This window comes from Rathayibacter sp. Leaf299, assembly GCF_001423055.1.
In the GTDB taxonomy this organism is placed as follows: Bacteria; Actinomycetota; Actinomycetes; order Actinomycetales; family Microbacteriaceae; genus Rathayibacter; species Rathayibacter caricis.
The window spans coordinates 240,775-259,107 of record NZ_LMNT01000004.1 but is presented as its reverse complement, the minus strand read 5'-3'; the positions used below and the strand labels follow the sequence as shown (position 1 = coordinate 259,107).

Here is an 18,333-nt window from a genome sequence, read left to right as displayed (position 1 = left end):
CATGACCCTCACCCGAGGCAGGACCGAGCAGTCCACCGAGACGTCGATCCTCGCGGTCGACGAGCTCCGCCGTCAGCTGCGCTCCGCCGCACTCGGAGCGACCCTCAAGAGCCTGCGCAAGAGCGCCCTGATCGCGCTGTCGACGATCGTGATCGTCCTCGCGATCTGGATCGGCGTCATCCTCTTCAGCGGCGTCTCGCCCTACGTCATCAAGGGCCCGTGGGACGTCTGGGACCACCTGGTCGCCGGCGAGAGCGCGGCCGAGCACCGCGCCGAACTGGGAGCGCTCTTCGCGGTCACCCTCTGGGACTCCTTCATCGGCTTCGCCGCGGGACTCGTGGTGGCGATCCTCGTCGCGATCCTCTTCCGGCTGTCCAAGGGCGTCGAGCACGCCCTCATGCCGTTCGCTCTCCTGCTGCGCTCGGTGCCGCTCATCGCGATGGCGCCGCTGATCATCCTGGTCTTCGGCCAGGGCACGATCGCCTCCGTCGCCGTCGTCGGCGGCATCGTGGTGCTGTTCCCCGCGCTGGTCACCATCGCGTTCGGCCTGAACAACGCGTCGCCGCAGATGCTCGACGTGGTCTCGGTCTACGGAGGATCCACCCTCACCGCGATCCGCAAGGTCGCGATCCCCGGCGCCCTCCCGTCGCTGTTCGCCGCGATCCGGGTCTCGGTGCCCGGCGCCATCACGGGCGCCCTGCTGGCCGAGTGGCTGTCGACCGGCAACGGCATCGGCGGCTCGATCTCGGCCTGGTCGGCGCAGGCCCGCTTCGACGACGTCTGGTCCGCGGTCGTGCTCGTCACCGGCGTCTCGCTGGTGCTCTACATGGTCGTGCAGGTCGTCGAGACCTTCGTGCTCTCGCGGATGTCGCTCTCGCTGAACTGAGGCGGGCGCGCGGGGTCAGACGGTGACGAGCGCGTCCACCCGGCTGCCCGCGAGCAGCTCGCGGCCGCCGAGGCCGTCGAGCTCCATCACCACGGCGATGCCCTCGAGGCTCCAGCCGGCCCGCTCGATGAGGCGGCGGCTCGCGTCGAGGGTGCCGCCGGTCGCGAGCACGTCGTCGACGAGCAGGAGGCGCGCGCCCTTCGGCGCCGCGTCCTCGTGCACCTCGAGCGTGGTCGTGCCGTACTCGAGCGTCGCGTCCTCGCGCAGGAGGGCGCGGGGGAGCTTGCCGGGCTTGCGGATGGTGACGACGCCGAGGCCGGCCGAGTAGGCGGCCGCCGCCGCGAGCAGGAAGCCGCGGGCCTCCACTCCGGCGATCGCGTCGATCCGGCCGCGGTAGGGCTCGAGCAGGGCGTCGGCGACCGCCCGCAGCGCCTCGCCGTCGCCGAAGACGGGAGTGAGATCGCGGAACAGGATGCCCGGCTCGGGGAAGTCCGGGACGACCTCCGTGAGGCGCTCGACGAGGGCGGCGGCGGTGCTGGTCACGGGATCCTCCGGGAGGCTCGGGCGGCGCGGTGCGCCGACGTGGGCGCCGTCGCCGCCGGCTCGGGTTCAGGGCCCTGGAAGTCTACGCACGCCCGGCGTTCCCCTCCCGTTCGAAGGCGGTCAGTAGACTCCTTCCCGACCGCTCCCACCCTCCGGGAGCGCACCCGTCAAGAGGAGATAGTTGTGGCCCTTATCGAGGCAGTCGTCGCCCGAGAAATTCTGGACTCCCGTGGCAACCCCACGGTCGAGGTCGAGGTCCTGCTCGAGGACGGCGCGTCCTCGCGTGCGGCCGTGCCGTCGGGCGCGTCCACCGGGGCCTTCGAGGCCTACGAGCTGCGCGACGGCGACTCCGAGCGCTACCTCGGCAAGGGCGTGCAGAAGGCCGTCGATGCCGTCATCGACGAGATCGGCCCGGCCATCGAGGGCTTCGACGCCACCGACCAGCGCCTCGTCGACGCCGAGCTGATCGAGCTCGACGGCACCGAGAACAAGTCGCGCCTGGGCGCGAACGCGATCCTGGGCGTCAGCCTCGCCGTCGCGAAGGCCGCCGCGCAGTCGGCCGACCTCGACCTCTTCCGCTACGTCGGCGGCCCGAACGCGCACACGCTGCCCGTGCCGCTGATGAACATCATCAACGGAGGCGCGCACGCCGACACCGGCGTCGACATCCAGGAGTTCATGGCGGTGCCGCTGGGCGCCGAGTCCTTCTCGGAGGGCCTGCGCTGGGGCGTCGAGATCTACCACGCCCTCAAGGCGCAGCTGAAGAAGGCCGGCTTCGCCACGGGCCTGGGCGACGAGGGCGGCTTCGCCCCCGACCTGCCCACCAACCGCGAGGCGCTCGACTTCATCCTCAAGGCCGTCGAGGCGGCCGGCTTCACGCCCGGCAAGGACATCGGACTCGCGCTCGACGTGGCCTCCTCCGAGTTCTACAACGACGGCGCCTACACGTTCGAGGGCAAGAAGCTCACCGCGGAGGAGCTCTCGGCGTACTACGCGGACCTCGTCGCGAACTACCCGCTGGTCTCCATCGAGGACCCGCTGGACGAGGACGACTGGGCCGGCTGGACCCACCTCACCGCCGAGATCGGCGACAAGGTGCAGCTCGTCGGAGACGACCTCTACGTCACGAACCCCGTGCGCCTGGCCCGCGGCATCGCCGAGAAGGCCGGCAACTCGATCCTCGTGAAGGTCAACCAGATCGGCACGCTCACCGAGACGCTCGACGCCGTGGCGCTCGCCCAGCGCAGCGGCATGACCGCGATCCTCTCGCACCGCTCCGGCGAGACCGAGGACACCACCATCGCCGACCTCGCGGTCGCGGTGGACGGCGGCCAGATCAAGACGGGCGCCCCGGCCCGCTCGGACCGCGTCGCGAAGTACAACCAGCTGCTGCGCATCGAGGAGATCCTGGGAGGTGCGGCGACCTACGCGGGTCGCTCCGCCTTCCCGCGCTTCTCGGCGTAGCCTCGGCCGACGGCCCCGGTCGTCCCGCACCTCGGTGCGGGCGCCGGGGCCGCTCCCGTTCCCCGTCCGTCCCGCCCACCGCGATCGAGGAGGCACCGCCATGGCCCGCCCGCCCCGCCGACCCTCCGCGCCCGGCTCCGCGCCCCGGCGTCCCGAGCCGGAGACGACCGCGGCCCCGGTGAAGCCCGGCGGGAAGAAGCCTTCCCCGTCCTCCGGTCCGGCGGCCGGCTCCTCCACCGGGGCGAAGCGCAGCGGCTCCTCGAGCCGCACCGGATCCCGCCCCGGCACCCCCCGCGCGGGCGGCTCCCGCCCCGCTCGGCCGAAGCAGCCTCCGGCGCCGCCCTCGTCGGCGTGGGTCGCCGGCGTCCGCGGCTCCGGGTTCACGCTCCTGATCATGGGCATCCTGATCCTGGCGGTCGTCGTGCTCGCGCCGAGCATCAAGACCTTCGTCGAGCAGCGTGCCGAGATCGCCGAGCTCCAGCGCACCGTCGACGAGGCGAAGACGCAGTCGCAGAACCTCGACGAGCAGCGCACGCGCTGGTCCGACCCCGCCTTCATCCGTGCGCAGGCCCGCGAGCGGCTCTACTTCGTCATGCCGGGCGAGGTCAGCTACCTGGTGCTCGACGACATCGCCGTCGCCCAGCAGGCGGAGCAGCCGGCGAGCGACTCCGTGCAGCAGACGCCGACCGACTGGGCGGGCGCGCTGCTGTCCTCGATCGCGGTCGCCGGCCTGGGCGAGCCGACGATCGACGAGCTCGCGCCGGCCGAGGAGCCCGCCCCGGCTCCCGCGGCCACCCCCGCACCCTGACCGCCCCGGCGTAGACTGGACCGTTCCGTCCGGTCCGACGTCCCCTGGAGCCCCCGTGACCACGCCCCCCTTCGACCCGCCCACCGAGCGCGACGTCGCCGTCGTCTCCGCCCAGCTGGGGCGTCCCGCCCGCGACGTGGTCGGCATCAGCGCGCGCTGCGTGTGCGGCAACCCGACGGTCGTCTCGACGAGTCCGCGGCTCGCCGACGGCACGCCGTTCCCGACCTTCTACTACCTCACCCACCCCGCCGCGACGGCCGCGATCTCGCAGCTCGAGGCGACCCAGGTGATGGCCGAGTACAACGAGCTCCTCGCCGAGGACGAGCAGGTGCGCGAGGCGTACGCCGCCGCGCACCGCGCGTTCCTGGCCGACCGCGAGAGCGTCGGCTCCGTGCCCGAGATCGCGGGCATCTCCTCCGGCGGCATGCCCGCCCGGGTCAAGTGCCTGCACGCGCTGGCGGCGCACTCGCTCGCGGCCGGTCCCGGAGTGAACCCGATCGGCGATCTCGCGCTCGCGCGGGCCGACTGGTCGCCCGAGCGCTGCGTCTGCCGCCCGTTCGAGCCCGACGGGGCCTGAGCGCTCGATCCCGCCGCCCGGGAACGCCCCGGTCGGCCCGCACTTCGCTAGACTTCCGATTCGTCGGGGTCAGTGCTGCCACCCGCCGTCGAGAGCGGGCACTTCGCGAGTAGTAGGGTGTTCGCACAGTCCATCCCTCTGGAGAGTTCACCGTGCCCAAAATCCTCATCGTCGGTGGCGGCTACGCCGGTTTCTACACCGCGTGGAAGCTCGAGAAGTACCTGCGCGCCGGCGAGGCCGAGGTGACGATCGTCGACCCGCTGCCGTACATGGCCTACCTGCCCTTCCTCCCGGAGGTGGCCGCCGGCTCGATCGAGCCGCGTCACGCCATCGTGTCGCTCCGCCGTCACCTGAAGAAGACCGCGATCCTCGCCGCGAAGGTCACGAAGATCGACCACGCCGCGAAGACCGCCGTGATCACTCCGACCGTGGGCGAGCCCTACGACTTCGAGTACGACCAGATCGTCATCACCGCCGGATCCGTCTCGCGCACCTTCCCGATCCCGGGCGTCGCCGACAACGCGATCGGCCTCAAGACGATCGAGGAGGCGACCGCGATCCGCGACCGCATCCTCACCAACTTCGACAAGGCGGCCACGCTCCCCGCCGGCCCCGAGCGCTCGCGCCTGCTGACCGTCACGGTCGTCGGCGGCGGCTTCGCCGGCATCGAGGTCTTCGCCGAGCTCCGCTCCTTCGCGAGCGCCCTGCTCAAGCGCTACCCCGAGATCGACTTCGAGGAGACGCAGTTCCACCTCGTCGAGGCGATGGGCCGCATCATGCCCGAGGTCGCCCTCGAGACGAGCCACTGGGTGCTGAAGAACCTCGACCAGCGCGGAGCGACGGTCCACCTCGATACGCAGCTCAAGTCGGCCGAGGGCGGCGTCATCGAGCTCTCGACCGGCCAGACCTTCGAGTCCGACCTGATCATCTGGACCGCCGGCGTCATGGCGAACCCGTCGATCAAGAACTCCGACCTCCCGATCGAGGAGCGCGGGCGCCTGCGCGTGCGCCCCGACCTCCGCGTCGGCCACGACGAGGTCCTCGTCGAGGGCGCCTGGGGCGCGGGCGACGCGACCGCCGTGCCCGACCTCACCGGCGGCGGCGTCGGCGGCTACTGCGTGCCGAACGCCCAGCACGCGGTGCGCCAGGGCAAGCTCATGGCCAAGAACATCGTGGCGGTCCTCCGCGGCGAGAAGCCGAAGGACTACTTCCACAAGAACGTCGGAGCGGTCGCCGGTCTCGGCATCGGCGTCGGCGTCTTCCAGTCCGGCAAGATCGCGATCAAGGGGTTCCCGGCCTGGGTCATGCACCGCGGCTACCACGGCCTGGCGATGCCCTCGTGGGAGCGCAAGTTCCGCGTGGTGTGGGGCTGGTGGAACAACCTCTGGCTCGGCCGCGACATCGCCTCGATCGAGGCCCGCGAGTACCCGCGCGGCTCCTTCGAGACCTACGCGTCGCGCCCGAAGCCGGCTCCGGCCGCCGCCGCTCCCGCCGCAGGCACCCCCGGCCCCGCCGGAGCGCCCGTCACGGTCGGCGGAGAGCCCGCGAAGTCCTGACCCCGCTCTCGCGGGGCGCGTGATCGCGCCCCGCGGAAGCCGCCCCCATAGCCCAATCGGCAGAGGCAGACGACTTAAAATCGTCTCAGTCTGGGTTCGAGTCCCAGTGGGGGCACCTCGCGAGCGAGCGTCGAGCGCTCAGGCCGCTCGGGCGTGCTCGCTCCGCAGCCGGGCCGGGTCGGCCAGGAACCTGGCGGCGAGCACCTCGGTGATCTCGCCGGGGGTGCAGTCGGCGCAGAGGACCATCAGGTCCTCCGGGAAGGCCTCGTCCGCTCCGGAGCGATCGAGGACGACGGCATCGGTTCCACAGCTGCTGCATTCGATCATGCGGGTACCGTACGTCCGACCTCCGACATCCGGACCGAGTGGCCCGGCGGGTCCCGCGATCCGCAGGAGGAGTACGGCCGCGGCTACCGGTCGGTGCGGACCCCGTCAATCCCCGATCCGGCGCCGGCGGCTCGAATAGAGTCGTGGCCAGGCGGTTCCTCTGCCGGGATCGCGCGTGCGCCGTCCCCGCGGGAGCCGGAACCGTCCGTATCATCGGAGGGCGAGGTCGTACGGCCCCGTCCTCTTCTCGTGCCGCAGGGCACCGTACCGCACCGCCCGGAGACGGGTGGCAGGAGACCTCCATGGGGAAGCTGCTCTACGGCGCCTCGGGCGTCGAGATCGAATTCGACGACCGCACGCTCACGCACGTCCAGATCGTCATCGCGAACAAGCTGCGCCGTCGCGAGAGCTTCTTCTTCTCCTGGCGCGACGACCCGGCCGTGGGCGACGGCCGCTCGAGCATCTGGCTCGATCCCTCCGTGCCCCTCTACTTCAAGTACTTCGGCGGCCGCGTGCCCTCGATCAACCGCACCTGGATCGACCTCCTCACGGCGTCGGCCAACTCCTCCGGCGGACTGCAGCTCGTGCAGGAGCCGGACGCCGCGCCCACGCCGCCCCCGAAGGGCGAGCAGGGCCCGTAAGGGGTCTGCGCGCCCGCCGTCCTGCACCTCCCCGCACCCGTCAGGAAGAGCGACCATGAAGCGCGACGTCTCCGCCCACCTCACCCTCGACGTGGCGCGCCCCGCGTTCCTCGTGCTCTCGCTCGCGGTCGCGGCGGACTACGCGGCCGAGGAGTCGCTCACCGTGACCCTCGGCGGCGAGGCCGTCCGGCCCCGCGAGGTGCTCGACCAGCACGGTACGAGGCTGCACGTCCTCGAACCCGGGGTCGGCGAGCTGGTGATCGACTACTCCGCCCGCATCGAGGGCCGCCTCGCCCCGCTCGAGGGGGAGGAGGTCGACCGCCTGCGCTACCTGCGGCCGAGCCGGTACGCCGAGTCGGACATCCTGTGGGCGACCGCCCGGGCCGAGTTCGCCGGTCTCGCGGGCTCTGATCTGCTCGCCGCGGTGAGCTCCTGGGTGGGCACCCGACTCGCCTACGTCCCCGGCTCGAGTCTGCCCACCGACGGCGCCGAGCGGACGCTGCTCGCGCGGCAGGGGGTCTGCCGCGACTTCGCGCACCTCGTCGTGGCGCTGCTCCGGGCCCTGGACGTGCCGGCGCGCCTGGTCGCGGTGTACGCACCGGGCCTGCAGCCGATGGACTTCCACGCGGTCGCCGAGGCCTGGGTGGACGGGCAGTGGCGCGTCGTCGACGCGACCACCCTCGCTCCGCGGGGGAGCCTCGTGCGGATCGCCACGGGACGCGATGCCGCCGACACGGCGTTCCTCAGCGTCTACGACGGCGTGGCGACGCTGGGGGAGTTCACCGTGGGCGCGGTCGTGGACGTCCTGCCGGACGACGACGTGCGCGAGCCCGCGTCGATCGGCTGACGCCGCGCACGCGGAGCCGCTCCCGGCGCTACTGCTCCGGTTCGACGAACCGGCGCCACGCCCAGACGGACGTGCAGACGACGGTGAAGGCGACGACGGCGAAGACGACCGGTCCGGCGCCGCCCTCGGTCGCCCAGGCCGCGATCGTGGGCGTGAGCAGCAGGAACAGCACCGTCGTCGCTAGCAGCGTCAGTCCGAGCCACAGCGCGGGCGACCAGCGCAGGATGCTCTGCCCCGCCGGACGGCCCACGGGGAACAGGAGCACGACGCTCGAGCCGACCGCGAGCAGCGTCGTCGCGCTGAGGACCTCGGCGGTGAGGGCGCCGACGAAGGAGCCTCCAGCGGGGACGACGGCCGAGAGGCCCCACGCGAGACCCGCCAGACCCAGGAGGGAGACCACGCGCACCACCGCGAGCTTCGCTCGGTCGACCGCGGTCGCTCCGTCGGGCAGCATCAGGCCGATCACCACGCCGAACAGGAAGGCGGGATCGAGTCCGGCGAAGCGGGAGAGCAGCGCCGCGCCGGCCACGAGCAGCAGTGCGCGCGGGGACGCCACGACGCCGATGCCGGGCAGGCCCAGGCGCCGGCCGACGAGCGCGGGCACGCCGGCCGCCACCGCGTTCACCACGGCCGTGGCGAGGATCACGGCGATCAGCAGGCGGAGGTAGGCGGGCTCGCTGTCCACGCGGCCCGAGAGCAGGGCGAGGCCGGCTGCGCAGCCGATCATCCCGACCACCATCGTGCGGGTCGAGGCGGGCGCGCGGTCCGGCTTGTCGTCGTACTCCACTCGGGCGCGGTTGCGGCCCGTCAGCTGGAAAGCCCGCTCCTGCCGCGGTCCGCGCCCGGCGACGGCCAGACGGGCGGGGACGACCACGAGCGCCAGCGAGGCGACGGCCAGGGCGAGCGACCGCATCCAATCGGCTGCGGTGCCCAGCGGGGCTCCGGAGGAGAGGGCGGTCGTCATGCCGGTCGCCGCACTCCAGCTGCCCGGCTTCGGCGCGCCGCCGACGCCGGGGTCGGGGGCCGGCGCCGCTTCCGGGGTCGTCGGCTCGGGCAGCGGCACGGCGGTGGCGCCGCCGGTCGACTCCGGAGCGGGAGCGGCGGTCGGGGTGCTCGGCCGCACGGGCGCCGGAGTCCGGGTGGGCCGGGGCGACGCGGTGCTCGGCGCGGGGGACGGTGAGCCGGGGACGGCCGACGGCGCGGCGCCCGGCGTGGTGGCTCCGGGCGTCGCGGCGGGGGTCGGAGCGGTCGCCGAGGGTGTCGGCGTCGAGGCCGCGAACGTCGCGTCGATCCACGGGCTCGGGGAGCCGTAGTTGCCGGCGGCGTCGCCCAGGATCGCCGAGACGCGGTGCGGGCCCGCGGTGACGGTGCCGCCGGTGCAGGTCCAGACGCCTCCGCTCACCGCCGCATCGCAGGTGTTGACCCGGTCCACGTAGACGTAGGCGCGCGTGCCGTCGACGCCGGTGCCCGCGTAGACGGCCCCGGTGATCGGGAGGGAGGCGCCGGCACCGGGGGAGGTGATCCGGGGTGCGGGTGGTGCGGCGGTGTCGACCACGAGCCGGACGGCGGCGCTCGGCTCGGAGACCGTGCGCCCGGCGAACGAGGCGCTCTGCGTCGCGGTCACGCGGTAGCTGCCGGGGGTCGGAGTGGGCGCGAGCTGGCAGAACCACGCGCCGGAGCGATCCGCGGTCGCCAGGCACGCCGCTCCGCCGTCGCTCGTCACGGCCACGGCGGCGCCCGGGTAGGCGGTGCCGCGGACGGAGCCCGCCGACGTCGCGGAGCCGTCGACCGACTGGATGACCGGGGGGCTGAGGACGGCGACCTGCACGGTCGCGGTGGTCGTGCCTCCGGAGGCGAGGAGCTCGACCGCGTTCAGCACGAGGGGGCCGTCGTCGAGGTCGGCGCGGCAGCTCCAGGTGTCATCGGAGGCGACCGTCGTGATGCAGAAGGGATCGCCGCCGCCGCGCACACCGACCTGGATCTCGTTCCCCGCCGTTCCCGTCCCGGTGACGGTCGTCGGGCCGCCCGAGATCACGGACCGTGCCGCGGGGGAGGTGATCGAGAGCGGGGCTGCGGCGATGGCGCTCGGCGCCAGCACGGCCGCGGCGAACGCGAGGAGGGCGAGGAGGACGGCGGGTCGCCGTGATGCGCGTGCGGCCCGACGGCTCGGCGTCCTCGCGTCCGGACCCCGGCCCGCGAGGGCTCGACGGCGCAGGGTCATCGGGACGCCCGATGAACCCCCCGGTACTGCTGCGTCGACTCTCGGTGGCACTGTGCGTCCATTGCACGGGCGCCCGCGGGCACTGTCAAGCGGGCACGCCCGTCGTCACCGGATGGACACCGAACCGGTCCTGTGCGGGGGAGCGCGCACCCGGTGGGAGAGCGCTTCCGCGAGAATACCTCCATCGACCCTTTCGGAGGAAGCATGAGCGAGGACGCGGCGCGCGGACGCGACAGGCGGCAGGTGCGCGCCGAGGCCGCGCGCTTCGACGACCCGCGCGAGCTGGGACGGCTCCTGCCCTCCGGGCTGCGGATCGGCCTGGCGCAGAGCGCCTTCCAGACCGAGGGATCGCTCGAGACCGGCGACCGCGGCCGATCCGTGTGGGACGACTTCGCGCTGCGGCGCGGCACCATCGCCGAGGAGGCGACGCCCGAGGTCGCGACCGACTTCCTCCTGCGCTGGCGCGAGGATCTCGCCCTGCTCGTCGATCTCGGCGCGGACGAGCTGAGGCTCTCGCTCTCGTGGCCGCGCGTGCAGCCCGACGGCAGGGGGCCGCTGGACCGCGGCGGGATCGGCTTCTACGACCGCCTGCTCGACGCGCTCGCCGAGGCAGGGATCCGCGTGGTGCTGACGCTGCACCACCGCGACACCCCCTCCGCCCTCGGCGCCGGCTGGATGGACCGCGACACCGCGTTCCGCTTCGGCGACCTGGCGTTCGACGTCGGCGCGAAGCTGGGCGACCGCGTCGACGACTGGGTCACGCTCGACCAGCCGTCCACCGTGATGCTCGAGGGGTACGCGCTCACCCGGCAGGCGCCGGCGGCGGGGCGCCTCCTGAACGCCCTGCCCGCGCTGCACCACCAGCTGCTCGGCCACGGCGTCGCCGTCGAGGCGCTGCGGGCGGCGGAGGTGCGGGGCAGGATCGGTCTCGTCGACGCTCTGGCGCCGGTCGAGCCCGCGAGCGGCTCCGAGGCCGACATCGCGTGGGCCGGGCTCGCCGACGTCCTCCGCAACCGGCTCGTGGCCGACGCGGTGCTCACCGGCGCGTACCCGCAGGGTCCCGAGGAGCTGCCGCCGTTCCTCGAGCGCCTGGCCCGGGTCGATCCCCGGGACCTCGAGCGGCTGTCGGCCCCGCTCGACTTCTACGCCGTGGCTCCGCTGCCGCCGCAGCGCATCGCGGCGGGACGCGATCCGCACGCGCCGACCGGCGTCGGTGCGCCTCCGGTGCTGCCGTTCCACGAGCGGCCCTGGCCGGAGCTGGACCGGACGGGCGACGGCTCGCCCTCGGCCCCGTGGGCGCCGGTGTCGGTCCTCCGGGCGCTGGTCGAGCGGTACGGCGAGGCGCTGCCTCCGCTGGTCGTCACCGCCCTCGGCGCGAGCTTCCCCGACGTGCTCGACCAGGACGGCGCGATCGTCGACACCGAGCGGATCCGCTGGCTCGGCTCGCACCTCGGTGCGCTCGCCGAGGCGGTGCACGAGGGCCTCCCGGTCGAGTCGGTGCAGCTCTGGACTCTCGTGGACGCGTTCGAGTGGCAGCACGGCTACACCCGCCCGCACGGGCTCGTCGCCCTGGACGCGCGCGGCGGCGACCGGGTGCCCAAGGCGTCGTTCGACTGGCTGCGACGGGTGCTCGACGCGCGCTCCTGACCGCTCGTCCGGCCGTGCGTGCGAGACTTCCGCGGTGCGCAGCCTCCTCGCCCTCGCCTCGATCCTCCACGCCGAGCCCGCTCCGGCGCTCGCCGCCCTCGCCGACGTGCTCGCCGTCGACGACGGCTTCGCCCGCACGGCGGACGGGTTCGAGCGGCGCCTGCCGGTAGCGGGCCTCGAGCAGTGGCGGGTCCTCGCCGACGAGGAGGGAGCCCGCGTCGAGTGCGAGTTCGTCGCGCCGGCGGCCTCCTCCGCTCTCGCGGGCGTCCTCGGGCGGCGACGCCTCCGCGAGGCGCCGGAGCGGTTCCGCGCCGTCGTCACGGCGGTCGCGGATCGCGTCGAGCCGCGCTGAGCGTCGCGCATCCGCCCTGGTCGCGACGCCGATCGGGGAATGCCCGAGCACTACTCGGTGTTGTCTAGGGATGACGGGGCGGGGCTCGGAGCCCGGCCCACCGGACCGCTCGGAGGAGCACGACGCAGATGGCAGGAACAGGCATGAACAAGGGACGTGGGACGCGCGGCGGCGACGAGGAGATCGTCTACCGCCGCCACGCGAACGGACGCGGCATGGTCGCACCCGGCTCGCGCGTCTCGGCGTCCGCGTACGTCGAGACGGGCGCCTACGTGGAGCCCGGCGCGACGGTCGGCGAGCGCGCCTGGATCGGCGCCGGGAGCTGGGTCGACCGGGACGCGATGATCGGGCACAGCGCCTTCATCGGCGCGAACGTGCACGTCGGGCCCGAGGCGATCATCGGGCCGGGAGCCCGCATCGGCAGCTACACCCGCATCGGCGGCTCGGCCGTCGTCGCGACGGGTGCACGGGTCGACCGCGACACCGTCGTGCCGGCCGGCGGCCGCTACGGCGCCGAGGAGAGCACCCGCGAGGCGGGCAGGCGCGCCGCCTGAGCCCTCCCACCAGGACGACCCTGTTCCGCCGCCGCCCGGTCTCAGGTGGCCCGGAATAGGGTCGTTCCCATGTTCGAACTCCACCACCTCAGCGCCCAGGAGCAGTGGGACTGGCTGCAGCGCGGCGAGGTCTCGCCGCTCGAGCTGGTCGACCACTACCTCGCCCGGATCGAGCGCTGGAACGGCGAGCTGGGCGCCTTCACGACCGTGACGCCCGACGCGGCCCGGGAGCGCGCCGTGGACCTCGCCCACGGATCCGTCCCGCGCACGGCCGCCCTCTGGGGCCTGGCGAGCGGGGACAAGGACCTGTGGCGCCGCCGCGGCGTCCGGACCACGTCCGGATCGCGACTGCGCGAGTCCTTCGTGCCCGACGCCTCCGACGAGATCGTCGAGGTGCTCGACGCGGCGGGGGCGATCAGCGTGGGCAAGACCGCGGCTCCCGAGTTCGGCATGCCCTCCTACACCGAGAGCCGGGTCGGACCGCCCACGGTGACGCCGTGGGACACGCGCCTGGGTGCCGGGGGGTCGAGCGGAGGAGCGGCGGCGGCCGTGGCCGCGGGGCTCCTGCCGTTCGCGCCGGCGTCCGACGGCGGCGGCTCGATCCGCATCCCGGCCGCCGCGTGCGGACTGGTGGGGCTCAAGCCCTCGCGCGGGCGCGTGCCGGCGATGTCGGGGGTGGGAGGAGTCGGCGGGCTCGTCGTGGCGGGTCCGATCGCGCGCTCGGTCGCCGACGCGGGGCTCCTGCTCGAGGGGCTGCTTGAACGCCGCAACGGCCGAATCCCGCATCCCTACTCGGTGGCCGCTCCGGAGGATCGCGAGGGCTCGTTCCTGGGCGCCGCGATCCGAGGGGAGGGGCGCTTCCAGATCGGCGTGCTCACCGCCTCGCCGTGGGACGACGTGCAGGACATCCGCCTCGAGCCCGAGGCGCAGGCCGCTTTCGACGAGGGGATCGCCGCCCTCTCGGCACTGGGCCACGGACTCGACGACGCCTTCCTGCCGCCGAGCAGCGCCTACCCGGCCGCGTTCAGGACCCTGTGGCAGAGCGGCGCGTCGACCCTGCCGGTCGAGGCGCCCGCGGACCTCGAGCTCCTCGAGCCGCTGACCCGCTGGCTCGTCGTCGAGGGCCGACGTCTCGGCGCCCGCGACGTCGTGGAGGCGGTGTCGGTCCTGACGGCCTTCGAGCGCGCGCTGATCGCCGCCTTCTCGAGCTTCGACGCCGTGCTAGCGCCCGCGATGACGATGACCCCGCGCCCGGTCGGCTGGTACGACGCCGAGGACCCGGAGCGGAACTTCGCGCAGCAGGTGCAGTACACGCCGTTCACCTCGTTCGTGAACGTCGCCGGGCTCCCGGCGATCACTCTGCCCCTCTCGATGACGGACAGCGGCCTGCCGATGGGGATCCAGCTGATCGGACGGCCCGGCGGAGAGGCGGTGCTCCTGTCGATCGGCGCGCAGCTGGAGCGCCGCGCGCGCTGGCAGCGGCGGCATCCCCCGCAGTGGTGACCCGTCACTCCGGCAGATCCTCAGCCGGAGCACTATCCGCTTAGGTAAGGCATGCCTATACTTGCCTCGATGTGCATGTTCGAGGGACGAGACGGCTCGGAGCCGGTCGACGTCAAGCAGTACCTGATCGCGGGTGACGAGACCGTCGTGCCATGGATCCAGAGCGTGCTCGACTCCCTCCCCGCGAACGCCCGGGGCCAGGTGTTCGTCGAGGTCGACGACGCGCGAGGACTGCCCCCGCTCTCGGCTCCCGGCCGCGTCACCGTCACCTGGCTCGGCCGCTCGACGCGCTCCGGCGCCCCGGGCACGGGCGCCCTGTGCCGCCGCGGAATGGCCCTGGAGCGCGCTGTGCGGGCCTGGGTGGGCGAGATGTCCGTCGTCGACGGCGACTACCCGTGGTCGGACGAGCGTCACGACTTCTGCGCGTGGGTCGGGGGAGCGGGGCCGCTCATCGCCGAGCTCGCTGCCGATGTCGAGGCGCGACTGCGCGTCTCGGCCGAGCACGCCGCCCGCTGAACTGTCCGCGGGGTTAGGTGAGGCTCACCTCACCGTGCGATACTGAGCCGATGCCTCCGACGACCGCCGCCCCCGCCCGCCCGGCCTACCGGCCGTACCTCGCGACCGTCTCCCGGGCGACGAGGATCGCTCCGCACTTCATCCGGGTGACCCTCACGGGCGACGACCTCGACTCCGTCGGCTGCACCGGGCCCGACCAGCGGATCAAGCTCGTGGTCCCGACCGCGACCTCCAGCGCCCGCGACTTCCTGGCGTCCGTCGCCGATGCCGACGGCCCGGACGGAGTCGCCGCCGACTGGTACGGCCGCTGGCGCACCCTGCCCGACGAGCAGCGGAACCCCCTGCGCACCTACACGATCCGCGCCGTCCGACCGGACGCCTCCGAGATCGACGTCGACTTCGTCGCGCACGGCGACTCCGGCCCCGCCTCGGCCTGGGTCGGCACCGCCGCGCCCGGCTCCGAGGTCGTCATCATCGCCCCCGACACCCGCTCCGAGCTGCCCGGCGGCGGCGTCGAGTGGCACCCCGGAGCGGCGACGTCGCTCCTGCTCGCCGGCGACGAGACCGCCGTCCCCGCGATCGGCGCGATCCTCGAGAGCCTCCCGGCCGACGCCTCCGGAGCCGCGTTCCTCGAGGTGCCCACCGCCGAGGATCGCCTGACGCTGCGCCACCCGGCCGGTGTGCAGGTCACCTGGCTCGTCCGCGAGAGCGGAGCCGACTGCGGAGCGGCGCTCGACGCCTCCGTCCGCGCCTGGTCGACCCGCTTCCTCACGGCGCACCACCGCGGCGTCGAGGTGTCGGACGTCGACATCGACAGCGGGATCCTCTGGGAGGTGCCCGAGGAGAGCACCGACCCCGGCCTCTACGCCTGGATCGCGGGCGAGGCCGGAGCGGTCAAGCGCATCCGCCGCTGCCTCGTGACCGAGCTCGGCGTCGACCGCAAGCGCGTCGCCTTCATGGGGTACTGGCGCCTCGGCCGCTCCGAAGCCAACTAGCCGAGCGGGCCGCGGGAACGCCGTCTGCAGCGTTGTCGTCGCACCGCGTGGTTCCACCACGCGGAGCTCCTCCGCCTTGCAGCCGACGCCCCCGCGACCCGCTCGCAGGCGTCGCGATCAGAGCGTCGGGGACACCCCCACCAGGCGGCTCGAGAGGTCCCAGAGGTCGGTCCCGAGCACGCGGTCGCGGGCCTGCTTGGCGACGCCTCCGTGGGGCTTGAGGCCGTCGAAGTAGGTGCCGCTCGCGGCGCCGACGTCGGGCTCCGAGCAGAGCGTGATCAACGGCACGGCGCCGGCCTCGGCGGTGATGCCGTAGGAGCCGGACGTGAGCGTCTGCATCGCCTTCATCACGCGGGAGTCGGCTCCGAAGCCGGTGGCGACGAAGCCGGGGTGGAACGAGTAGGCGTCGACGGCGGTCGGCAGCAGGCGCTCGGCGAGCTCGCGGATGAAGAGGATCGTGGCGAGCTTGGAGGTGCCGTAGGCGCTCCAGCCGCCCAGCCACGGGCCCTTCCTGCGGTCGAGGTCCTCGAGCGATAGGCGGCCGAACCGGTTGGCGACGCTCGCCGTCGAGACGACGCGGGCGCCGGGCCGGGACGCCCCGGTCTCGATGAGGCGCGGCAGCAGGAGCCGGGTGAGCAGGAACGGCGCCAGATGGTTGCTCTGGATCGTCCGCTCGTGGCCGTCGGCCGTCGTGCCGCGCTCCGAGACGAGGCCTCCGGCGTTGTTGGCGAGCACGTCGATCCCGTCGAAGCGCTCGAGGAGCGACGCGGCGAGGGCCCGCACGTCGTCGAGGCGGTCGAAGTCGGCGACGAACGGCAGGCCTCCCACGTCCTCGGCGACGGAGCGGGTCCGCTCGGGGTTGCGGCCGACGACCGCGACGGTCGCCCCCGCCTGGGCCAGCTCGCCCGCGGCGACCTTCCCGATCCCGGAGCTCGCTCCGGTGAGCACGACGACGCGCCCCTTCATGTCAGCGACCACGGAGGTATCCGCCCTTCTCGAGACCGGCTTCGATCTCGAATCGATTGCGCAGCGGATCGCGACCCGCCACGAGGTACGCGAACGGGAACCACATCCCGTAGCGCTTCCACTGCTGCACGTGCACGGCCTCGTGCTCGAGGACGCGGTCCGACGCGTTGGCACCCGTCAGATAGCTGATGCCGACGCACGACCCGCCGCGCCCGTAGGCCCAGTCGGGCAGTCCGCGGAAGACGACGAGGCCGTTCCGGCGCTCGATCCGCCCGGTGCTCCAGACGAACCCCCACACGAGGCCCACCGCGCAGGCGAAGAGGTAGCCGGGGCGGGTGACCGCGGGGTCGAGGGCGACGACGGCGACCGCCCGGCGCAGGGCGCTCACGCGCTGTCGCGCCCGTAGGTCTCGAGCAGACGCAGCCACACCTCGCTGATGGTCGGGTAGGAGGGCACGGCGTGCCAGAGGCGCGAGAGCGGCACCTCGCCGACGACGGCGATCGTCGCGGAGTGGATCAGCTCGCCGACCTCCTTGCCGACGAAGGTGACTCCGAGCACGACCCGGCGCTCCTCGTCCACGACCATGCGGGCGGTGCCGGTGTAGCCGACCGCGGCCAGCGAGGCTCCGGCGACCGAGCCGATCTCGTAGTCGACGACGCGCGTGCGGTAGCCCGCCTCCTCGGCGGCGGCCGCCGTCAGTCCGACCGAGGCGACCTCCGGGTCGGTGAAGACGACCTGGGGAACGGCCTCGTGGTCGGCGGTCGCCACGTGCGCACCCCACGGGGCGTCGAGCACGGCGGCGCCGGTGGCGCGGGCCACGATCACGTCGCCCGCGGCGCGCGCCTGGTACTTGCCCTGGTGGGTGAGGAGCGCCCGGTGGTTCACGTCGCCGACTCCGTAGAGCCACGGCGAGGAGCCGCCGATCGGTGCGCCGTCGGCGCCGAGCACGAGCATCGTGTCATCGACGGTGAGCGAGGTCCCGGGCTCGAGGCCCACGGTCTCGAGCCCGATGTCGCGCGTGTGCGGGGCGCGGCCCGTCGCCGCCAGGATCTCGTCGGCCTCGATCGCGGCGCCGCCCTCGAGGGTGACCGCGACGCCGCCGTCGGAGCGGCGCTCGACCGCGGCGGGCGAGGCGCCGAGCCGGACGTCGACACCGAGCTCGCGCAGGGAGTCGCCGACCAGCGCCCCGGCGAACGGCTCGAACGGAGCGAGCAGCCCGCTGCGCGCGAGCAGGGTGACGGCGGAGCCCATGCCGGCGTAGGCGGTCGCCATCTCGACCGCGACGACTCCGCCTCCGACGATCACGAGGCGCGGCGGAACGGTCTCGGCGCTCGTCGCCTCGCGGCTCGTCCAGGGAGCGGCGTCGCGGAGCCCCGGCACGTCGGGCACGAGGGCGGTCGTGCCGGTCGCCACCGCGACGGCCGCACGCGCGCGGAGGACCCGCTCCGTGCCGTCGGGGGCCGTCACGGTCACCTCGCGCTCACCGCTCAGGCGGCCGTGGCCGCGGACGAGCTCGATGCCCGCTCCCTCGAGCCACTGCACCTGGCCGTGGTCGTCGAAGCCGCTCGTGACGGAGTCGCGGTGCGCGAGGAGCGCGGCGACGTCCACTCCGCCCGAGACCGCCTGGGCCGCCCCGGGGAGGTCGCGTGCGGCGCGCAGTGCCATCGGCGCCCGCAGCAGCGCCTTCGACGGCATGCACGCCCAGTAGGAGCACTCGCCGCCCACGAGCTCGCTCTCGACGATCGCGGCGGTGAGGCCGCCCTGCACGGCCCGGTCGGCGATGTTCTCGCCCACGGGGCCGGCTCCGATGACGATCAGGTCGAACTCGTCGGCCGTGCTGCTGTCGGTGCTCATGGTGTCCAGATCCTTCTCGGGCGGCGGCCCGTGACTGCTGACCCGGGACGGTGCGTCCCGGAGGGGGCCGGCGTGC

At 73.8% G+C, this 18,333-nt stretch carries 19 protein-coding genes and 1 tRNA gene; 14 read left to right on the top strand and 6 right to left on the bottom strand.

Going from position 1 to position 18,333, the window contains the following annotated elements:
* Position 1: 1 nt before the first annotated feature.
* Entirely contained in the window at positions 2 to 886 is an 885-nt protein-coding gene (locus ASF48_RS15675; protein ID WP_082481618.1) for an ABC transporter permease, read from the top strand.
* A gap of 15 nt (positions 887 to 901) precedes the next feature.
* Here the strand turns inward: ASF48_RS15675 and ASF48_RS15670 are convergent, their stop codons facing one another.
* Positions 902 to 1,429 carry an adenine phosphoribosyltransferase gene (locus ASF48_RS15670; RefSeq protein WP_055793721.1) on the bottom strand — a complete coding sequence of 176 codons (528 nt, stop codon included), beginning with the start codon at positions 1,427 to 1,429 and terminating at the stop codon, positions 902 to 904.
* A 183-nt stretch (positions 1,430 to 1,612) separates the two neighbouring features.
* Between ASF48_RS15670 and eno the strand changes: the two genes are divergently transcribed.
* From eno to ASF48_RS15645, 5 genes are all read left to right on the top strand, one after another.
* Complete coding sequence (gene eno / locus ASF48_RS15665; RefSeq protein ID WP_055793720.1) at positions 1,613 to 2,893, top strand: phosphopyruvate hydratase; 1,281 nt, start codon at positions 1,613 to 1,615, stop codon at positions 2,891 to 2,893.
* Between the two features lie 100 nt (positions 2,894 to 2,993).
* Positions 2,994 to 3,701 carry an FtsB family cell division protein gene (locus ASF48_RS19965; RefSeq protein WP_055793718.1) on the top strand — a complete coding sequence of 236 codons (708 nt, stop codon included), beginning with the start codon at positions 2,994 to 2,996 and terminating at the stop codon, positions 3,699 to 3,701.
* A 55-nt stretch (positions 3,702 to 3,756) separates the two neighbouring features.
* On the top strand, positions 3,757 to 4,278 hold the full coding sequence (locus ASF48_RS15655) for a DUF501 domain-containing protein (protein ID WP_055793716.1): 522 nt from the start codon (positions 3,757 to 3,759) through the stop codon (positions 4,276 to 4,278).
* A gap of 152 nt (positions 4,279 to 4,430) precedes the next feature.
* Positions 4,431 to 5,834: an NAD(P)/FAD-dependent oxidoreductase gene (locus tag ASF48_RS15650; protein WP_082481587.1), complete on the top strand. Its 1,404-nt coding sequence runs from the start codon at positions 4,431 to 4,433 to the stop codon at positions 5,832 to 5,834.
* Between the two features lie 41 nt (positions 5,835 to 5,875).
* A tRNA-Leu gene (locus ASF48_RS15645) sits at positions 5,876 to 5,949 on the top strand.
* A 23-nt stretch (positions 5,950 to 5,972) separates the two neighbouring features.
* On the opposite strand, the gene ASF48_RS15640 is transcribed toward ASF48_RS15645, so the two are convergent.
* On the bottom strand, positions 5,973 to 6,161 hold the full coding sequence (locus tag ASF48_RS15640) for a hypothetical protein (protein ID WP_055793714.1): 189 nt from the start codon (positions 6,159 to 6,161) through the stop codon (positions 5,973 to 5,975).
* A gap of 302 nt (positions 6,162 to 6,463) precedes the next feature.
* Between ASF48_RS15640 and ASF48_RS15635 the strand changes: the two genes are divergently transcribed.
* Positions 6,464 to 6,802: a DUF7882 family protein gene (locus ASF48_RS15635; protein ID WP_055793712.1), complete on the top strand. Its 339-nt coding sequence runs from the start codon at positions 6,464 to 6,466 to the stop codon at positions 6,800 to 6,802.
* Between the two features lie 55 nt (positions 6,803 to 6,857).
* Positions 6,858 to 7,649: a transglutaminase-like domain-containing protein gene (locus ASF48_RS15630; RefSeq protein WP_055793711.1), complete on the top strand. Its 792-nt coding sequence runs from the start codon at positions 6,858 to 6,860 to the stop codon at positions 7,647 to 7,649.
* 28 nt (positions 7,650 to 7,677) lie between these two features.
* Here the strand turns inward: ASF48_RS15630 and ASF48_RS15625 are convergent, their stop codons facing one another.
* Positions 7,678 to 9,870 (bottom strand): hypothetical protein, encoded by a 2,193-nt coding sequence (locus tag ASF48_RS15625; RefSeq protein WP_055793709.1) that lies wholly within the window; start codon positions 9,868 to 9,870, stop codon positions 7,678 to 7,680.
* A gap of 204 nt (positions 9,871 to 10,074) precedes the next feature.
* Here ASF48_RS15625 and ASF48_RS15620 point away from each other — a divergent pair, with 204 nt between their 5' ends.
* The 6 genes from ASF48_RS15620 to ASF48_RS15595 all read left to right on the top strand — a co-directional run bounded on the left by ASF48_RS15620 (position 10,075) and on the right by ASF48_RS15595 (position 15,437).
* Positions 10,075 to 11,517: a glycoside hydrolase family 1 protein gene (locus ASF48_RS15620; protein WP_055793707.1), complete on the top strand. Its 1,443-nt coding sequence runs from the start codon at positions 10,075 to 10,077 to the stop codon at positions 11,515 to 11,517.
* A gap of 34 nt (positions 11,518 to 11,551) precedes the next feature.
* Positions 11,552 to 11,869 carry a hypothetical protein gene (locus ASF48_RS15615; protein ID WP_055793705.1) on the top strand — a complete coding sequence of 106 codons (318 nt, stop codon included), beginning with the start codon at positions 11,552 to 11,554 and terminating at the stop codon, positions 11,867 to 11,869.
* Positions 11,870 to 12,012: 143 nt separating this feature from the next.
* Positions 12,013 to 12,423 (top strand): hypothetical protein, encoded by a 411-nt coding sequence (locus tag ASF48_RS15610; RefSeq protein WP_055793703.1) that lies wholly within the window; start codon positions 12,013 to 12,015, stop codon positions 12,421 to 12,423.
* Positions 12,424 to 12,492: 69 nt separating this feature from the next.
* Complete coding sequence (locus ASF48_RS15605) at positions 12,493 to 13,926, top strand: amidase (protein ID WP_055793702.1); 1,434 nt, start codon at positions 12,493 to 12,495, stop codon at positions 13,924 to 13,926.
* Positions 13,927 to 14,001: 75 nt separating this feature from the next.
* Positions 14,002 to 14,442 carry an SIP domain-containing protein gene (locus tag ASF48_RS15600; RefSeq protein ID WP_055793700.1) on the top strand — a complete coding sequence of 147 codons (441 nt, stop codon included), beginning with the start codon at positions 14,002 to 14,004 and terminating at the stop codon, positions 14,440 to 14,442.
* 50 nt (positions 14,443 to 14,492) lie between these two features.
* Positions 14,493 to 15,437: a siderophore-interacting protein gene (locus tag ASF48_RS15595; RefSeq protein WP_055793698.1), complete on the top strand. Its 945-nt coding sequence runs from the start codon at positions 14,493 to 14,495 to the stop codon at positions 15,435 to 15,437.
* A 117-nt stretch (positions 15,438 to 15,554) separates the two neighbouring features.
* Here the strand turns inward: ASF48_RS15595 and ASF48_RS15590 are convergent, their stop codons facing one another.
* From ASF48_RS15590 to ASF48_RS15580, 3 genes are read right to left on the bottom strand one after another with little or no spacing between them, the layout of a single operon-like run.
* Positions 15,555 to 16,415 carry an SDR family NAD(P)-dependent oxidoreductase gene (locus ASF48_RS15590; RefSeq protein WP_200931026.1) on the bottom strand — a complete coding sequence of 287 codons (861 nt, stop codon included), beginning with the start codon at positions 16,413 to 16,415 and terminating at the stop codon, positions 15,555 to 15,557.
* A complete protein-coding gene (locus tag ASF48_RS15585) occupies positions 16,405 to 16,791 on the bottom strand; it encodes a hypothetical protein (RefSeq protein WP_055793696.1) in 387 nt (128 codons plus the stop codon). The genes ASF48_RS15590 and ASF48_RS15585 overlap by 11 nt, the downstream gene beginning before the upstream one ends.
* Complete coding sequence (locus ASF48_RS15580; RefSeq protein ID WP_055793694.1) at positions 16,788 to 18,257, bottom strand: dihydrolipoyl dehydrogenase family protein; 1,470 nt, start codon at positions 18,255 to 18,257, stop codon at positions 16,788 to 16,790. The genes ASF48_RS15585 and ASF48_RS15580 overlap by 4 nt, the downstream gene beginning before the upstream one ends.
* Positions 18,258 to 18,333: the final 76 nt, after the last annotated feature.